The sequence below is a fragment of the Pseudomonas sp. genome (genome assembly GCF_037994325.1).
Classification (GTDB): Bacteria; Pseudomonadota; Gammaproteobacteria; order Pseudomonadales; family Pseudomonadaceae; genus Aquipseudomonas.
In genome coordinates this window covers 1-5,956 of record NZ_JBBNAH010000251.1, presented here as the reverse complement: position 1 = coordinate 5,956, position 5,956 = coordinate 1, and the positions used below count along the sequence as shown (strand labels likewise).

3 protein-coding genes are annotated in these 5,956 nt (G+C 58.5%); 1 reads left to right on the top strand and 2 read right to left on the bottom strand.

Annotated elements, in window-relative coordinates:
• Positions 1-41: 41 nt before the first annotated feature.
• Together xdhB and xdhA are read right to left on the bottom strand one after the other, a co-directional pair.
• Entirely contained in the window at positions 42-2,438 is a 2,397-nt protein-coding gene (gene xdhB, locus AAAB16_RS08385) for a xanthine dehydrogenase molybdopterin binding subunit (RefSeq protein ID WP_340662924.1), read from the bottom strand.
• Positions 2,431-3,882: a xanthine dehydrogenase small subunit gene (xdhA, locus tag AAAB16_RS08380; protein WP_340662923.1), complete on the bottom strand. Its 1,452-nt coding sequence runs from the start codon at positions 3,880-3,882 to the stop codon at positions 2,431-2,433. Before xdhA ends, xdhB begins: the two co-directional genes overlap by 8 nt.
• 335 nt (positions 3,883-4,217) lie before the next feature.
• Here xdhA and AAAB16_RS08375 point away from each other — a divergent pair, with 335 nt between their 5' ends.
• Complete coding sequence (locus AAAB16_RS08375) at positions 4,218-5,846, top strand: phosphoethanolamine--lipid A transferase (protein ID WP_340662922.1); 1,629 nt, start codon at positions 4,218-4,220, stop codon at positions 5,844-5,846.
• The last annotated feature ends 110 nt before the right edge of the window (positions 5,847-5,956 follow it).

Genomic DNA, 5,956 nt, shown 5'->3' with positions numbered 1-5,956 from the left:
GGTGCGCACAGCACACCCTACGGACCGCAGGCCAGAAATAGTTAGGCGGTTTCCACTGTGGCGCCGATTTCGGCCTTCTGCGCTTTCATCACTTTGCGCATCTGCTCCACACCCCAGAGCACACGCTCCGGCGTAGCAGGGGCGTCGATCAGCGGTTGCACGCGGTAGTCAGCCAGGCTGGCGACCGCATCTTTGATTGCGCACCAGGCGGCGATGCCAAGCATAAAGGGCGGTTCGCCGACAGCTTTGGAGTGGAACACGGTGTCTTCCGGGTTTTTGCGGTTTTCCACCAGCTTCACGCGTAAGTCCAACGGCATATCGGCGATGGCCGGAATTTTGTAGCTGGCCGGACCATTGGTCATCAGCTTGCCTTTGGCGTTCCACACCAGCTCTTCCATGGTCAGCCAACCCAGGCCTTGCACAAAGGCGCCTTCTACCTGGCCGATGTCGATGGCCGGGTTTAGCGAGTTGCCCACGTCATGGAGGATGTCGCCGCGCAGGAATTTGTATTCGCCGGTCAGGGTATCGACGATCACTTCAATGCACGCCGCGCCATAGGCGAAGTAGTAAAACGGCCGGCCCGCGGCTTTGCTGCGGTCGTAGAAGATTTTCGGTGTACGGTAGAAGCCGGTGGAGGAGAGCGAAACTTGGCCGAAGTAGGCCTTCTGAATCATCTCTTCAAATGACAGGTACTGGTCACGCACACGCACCTGGCCGTTGCTGAATTCCACGTCTTCGGGCGTTACTTTGTATTCGCGGGTAAGGTAATCCACCAGGCGCGCCTTGATGGTTTCAGCCGCGTTTTTTGCCGCCATACCGTTCAAGTCGGCACCGCTGGAGGCGGCAGTCGGCGAAGTGTTTGGCACTTTGTCGGTGTTGGTCGCAGTGATCTGGATGCGCGAGATATCCACCTGCAGCACCTGGGCAACAATCTGCGCCACCTTGGTGTTGAGGCCCTGGCCCATCTCGGTGCCGCCGTGGTTCAGGTGGATGCTGCCGTCGGTGTAGATATGAATCAGCGCGCCGGCCTGGTTGAGAAAGCTGGCGGTAAAGCTGATGCCGAATTTCACCGGGGTCAGCGCCAGGCCTTTTTTCAGCACCGGGCTGTTTTTGTTGAATTCAGCAATTTCCACGCGGCGCTTGGCGTAGTCGCTGCTGGCTTCCAGCTCGGCGGTCATCTCGTTGATAACGTTGTGCTCAACCGTCTGGTGGTAGTGGGTAACGTTGCGCTCGGTTTTGCCGTAGTAGTTGGCCTTGCGCACTTCCAGCGGGTCTTTGCCGAGGTCGCGGGCAATGTGGTCCATGATCTGCTCAATGGCGACCATCCCTTGCGGGCCACCAAAGCCGCGGTAGGCGGTGTTCGATGCGGTGTTGGTTTTGCAGCGGTGACCGTTAACCGTGGCATTGCCGAGGAAATAGGCGTTGTCGGAGTGGAACATGGCGCGGTCGACAATCGAGTTGGACAGGTCCGGCGAATAGCCGCAGTTGCCGGCCAGTTCGATTTCAATGCCATGCAGCAAACCGTCGTCGTCAAAGCCAACGTCGTACTCGACGTAGAACGGGTGACGCTTGCCGGTCATCTGCATATCTTCAACACGCGGCAGGCGCATTTTGGTCGGGCGCTTGGTCAGGTGCGCGATCACCGCACACAGGCACGCCGGGCTGGCGGCTTGAGTTTCCTTGCCGCCAAAACCGCCGCCCATACGGCGCATGTCGATGACGATTTTGTGCATTGGCACATCCAGCACTTCGGCCACCAGCTTTTGCACTTCAGTGGCGTTTTGCGTGGAGGTGTAAACGATCATGCCGCCGTCTTCGGTGGGCATTACCGAGGAAATCTGCGTTTCCAGGTAGAAGTGTTCCTGGCCGCCGATATGCAGCGAACCTTGCAGACGGCGCGGTGCGCTGGCCAGCTTGCCGGCCGAATCGCCAATCTTGTGTTGATGGCTGTCGAGCACAAAGTGCTTGTTGCGCAGCGCTTGGACCACATCGAGCACCGGCTCCAAGTCTTCGTATTCGATGATCGCCGCCATGGCGCCTTTGCGCGCGTTTTCATGGCTGTCGGCGGCGACCGCGATCACTACTTGGCCCACGTACTGCACCAGGCCATCGGCCAGCAGCGGGTCGCCGGGGGCAACTGCGCCGATGTCGAGTAAGCCCGGCACATCTTTATGGGTGATGGCGATGGCTACGCCCGGCACTTGGTAGCAGGGCGATACGTCAATTTTGCTGACGCGGGCGTGGGCGCGGTCGCTCAGGCGTGCATACACGTGCAACTGGTTGGGGAATTCCAGGCGGTCGTCGACATACACCGCTTCGCCGGATACATGCTTGTCGGCGCTGTCGTGTTTGACGCTTTTGCCAACGCCGGTGGTAATGCCGGCGCGGAATAGTTCGGCCAGCTCTTCCTGGGTTTTCGGGGCGTGGTGGTTAGACATAAGCGGTCACCCGTGTTTCGACGTCTGGAGTTTGCAACTCAAGGAAGAATTTACGCAGCAGGTTCTGTGCGGTGAGCAGGCGGTATTCCTTGCTGGCGCGGAAGTCGCTGAGCGGGCTGAAGTCCTTGGCCAAGGCTTCGCAGGCCTGTTCGATCACGTCCATATCCCAAGCGGCGCCTTGCAACACGGCCTCACAGGCAGCGGCACGTTTGGGAATGGCAGCCATGCCGCCAAAGGCCACGCGGGCGCTTTGCACTACACCGTTGGCGACCACCAAATTGAACGCAGCGCAGACGGCGGAGATATCGTCGTCCAAACGTTTGGACACTTTATAAGCGCGGAACGCCTGGTTGGCCTGACGGCGCGGCACGATGACCTTTTCGATAAATTCGGCTTCCTGGCGGGCCGTGACTTTGTAATCCAGGAAGTAATCTTCAATCGGCAGGCTGCGGGTCTGGCCGCCTTTGCGCAGCACCACGCGGGCGCCAAGGGCAATCAGTAGCGGCGGGGCGTCGCCGATAGGCGAGGCGTTACCGATATTGCCACCGAGGGTGCCTTGGTTGCGGATCTGCAACGAGGCGAAGCGGTGCAGCAGTTCGCCGAAGTCTGGGTATTCCTCAGCCAGCGCGCCGTAGCAATCGCTGAGCGCGGTGGCAGCGCCGATTTCGATGGCGTCGTCGGTAAACTCGACGCGCTTCATCGCTTCAACATGACCGACATAAATCATCACCGGCAGTTCACGGTGGAACTGGGTGACTTCCAACGCCAAGTCGGTACCGCCGGCCAGCAGGCGGGCTTGCGGGTTGGCGGTATAGAGGTCAGCGAGGTCGGCAACAGTCAGCGGCAGCAGGCAGCGCTTATCGCCGCTGTTGAGCTCGGCGGTTTCCTGTGGGGCGATGGCTTGCAGCTTGGCGATGGTTTCAGCTTCGGCGGCGTCGAATTGGTCCGGCTGTTTCTGGCAGCAGGCCTGCTCGGCAGCATCAATAATCGGGCGGTAGCCAGTGCAGCGGCACAGGTTGCCGGCCAGGGCTTCCATGGTTTGGCCTTTATCAAAGCCATCGCTGTTCTTTTGCAGGGCAAACAGCGACATCACAAAGCCGGGGGTGCAGAAGCCGCATTGCGAGCCGTGGCAGTCGACCATGGCTTGCTGAACGCTGTGCAATTGGCCCTGGTGCTTGAGGTCTTCAACGCTGATCAGCTGTTTGCCGTGCAAGGACGAAACAAAGGTCAGGCAGGAGTTGAGTGTGCGGTAACGGATGCGCGGGGTGCCGGAGGAGTTGTCCAGCTCGCCGACCACCACGGTGCAGGCGCCGCAGTCACCAGAGGCGCAGCCTTCTTTGGTGCCGGGTTTGGCCACGTGCTCACGTAGGTAATTAAGCACAGTGACGTTCGGGTCGAGACGCTGCTCAGTACGCAGCTCACGGTTGAGTAAAAACTGGATCAATTACGACCTCCAGGCACTTTCTTGTTTTTTATGGCACGCCACGTTTGGGTGGGGTGGGGTTGCGTAACGGCTAACCCCTTACCCCTGGCCCTTCTTCCGTAGGCGGGAGAGGGGCGAACAGCCGTTGAGTCTGGGTGGAATTTAGAGAATTCTGACTTTTGGGTCAATAAAATATTTGACTCTTTAGTCAAGCAATCCGCATGCCCAGCTGTAGGCCCTTGTGCGCGGCTCTGTACGCATTTTCCGCTTAATCATTTGTTGAGCTATTTTTCACGAATATTTGACCGCTTCGTTTCTAGCATCCGCCTCCATCAACTGATGGGTGGAACTACCGCGTGAACTCACCGCTTAAAGTAAAGGCCATACGCCCGGAACTGCTGACTCTGATCGGCAGTGCATTTCTGCTGTTGGCCTGTAACTCCGTGCTCTGGAGCCATGTATTCAGCATCACACCGAGCACCGGGGCGGGTTTGATGATGCGCCTGGCCTTTGGTCTGATCGTGTTGGCCGCGTTCAACCTGGTGCTGACCTTGTTGGCCTTTCGTTGGGTGCTTAAGCCGGTATTGACCCTGTTGCTGTTGATCAGCGCAGGCGTGGCCTACTTTATGAGCCAGTACGGTGTGGTGATCGACCTGGGCATGCTGCGCAATGCGGCGCAAACCAACGCCACCGAAGTGCGTGACCTGTTGTCGCTCAAGCTGGCGCTGTATGTACTGTTTTTGGGCATTTTGCCGGCGATGCTGGTGTGGTTTACCCCCGTTAACTATCGCCGCTGGCCGCGCGAGTTATTCACCAAGTTGCTGGTGATCATTACCTGCGCTGCCGTGGTGGGCGGGGTCGCGCTGCTTAACTACCAAGGCCTGGCTTCACTGTTTCGCAACCACCACGAACTGCGCCTGCTGGTGGTGCCGAGCAACTACGTGGGTGCTTCGTTTAGCTACCTGCGCGAACAGGTGAAAACTGAGGGCGAACCCTTTCGCACCCTTGGCGCCGACGCGGTAAAAGCACCGGCCTGGCAGAGCCACCGGCATAAATCGCTAACCGTGTTGGTGGTCGGTGAAAGCGCGCGGGCGGACAACTTCGGCATTCTCGGCTACGAGCGCAACACCACGCCAAAACTCAAAGCACAGGCTGGGGTGATTGCCTACCCAAATGCCCATTCATGTGGCACCGAAACCGCCGTGTCGGTGCCGTGCATGTTTTCCAACCTCGGACGCGCCAACTACAAGGCCAGCATCGCCTATTCCCAGGAAGGCCTGTTGGACGTAATCAAGCGTGCTGGCCTGAATGTGCAGTGGCGCGATAACCAGTCCGGCTGCAAAGGCACCTGCGACCGGGTTAACTTCGAAGACGTCAGCAATCTCAAAGACCCCGCCCTATGCGCCAACAGCGAGTGCCACGACGAAATTCTCTTGCAAGGCCTGCAGAACTACATCGATAACCTGCAACAAGACACCGTGCTGGTACTGCACCAAATGGGCAGCCATGGCCCGGAATACTTCAAACGCTACCCCAAAGAATTTGAACAATTCACCCCGGTGTGCACCAGCAACGCCCTTAACGAATGCTCGCGGGAAAGCATCATTAACGGCTACGACAACACCATCTTGTACACCGACCATGTGCTCTCCGGCTTGATCGACGTACTGCGTAGCAACCAGAGCAAAGTCGATACCGCCATGCTGTATATGTCGGACCACGGCGAGTCATTGGGCGAATACAACCTGTACCTGCATGGCACGCCTTACATGATGGCGCCGGAGCAACAGAAACACGTCGGCATGCTGGCCTGGTTCTCCGACAGCTACCAGCAGGAATTCCAGGTCAATGCCGATTGCCTGCGCGCCCAGCGCGAACAGCCGGTTAGCCAGGACAACCTGTTCAGCTCCATGCTCGGGCTCTTGCAGGTCAATACTCAGGTGTATGAGAAGGGCTTGGATATGTTTGCCGGGTGCAGGAAGTAGGGGGGCCGCCTCCAGCGTTTTCCTGGAAATTCTGGATTCCCGCCTGCGCGGGAATGACGGTGTTCTATATAAAACGTCCGTCGTCCCCGCGTAGGCGGGGACCCAGAATC

Bases quoted from the DNA above. Each gene is read 5' to 3' on its own strand.
- xdhB (WP_340662924.1), bottom strand. From the start codon at position 2,438: ATGTCTAACCACCACGCCCCGAAAACCCAGGAAGAGCTGGCCGAACTA.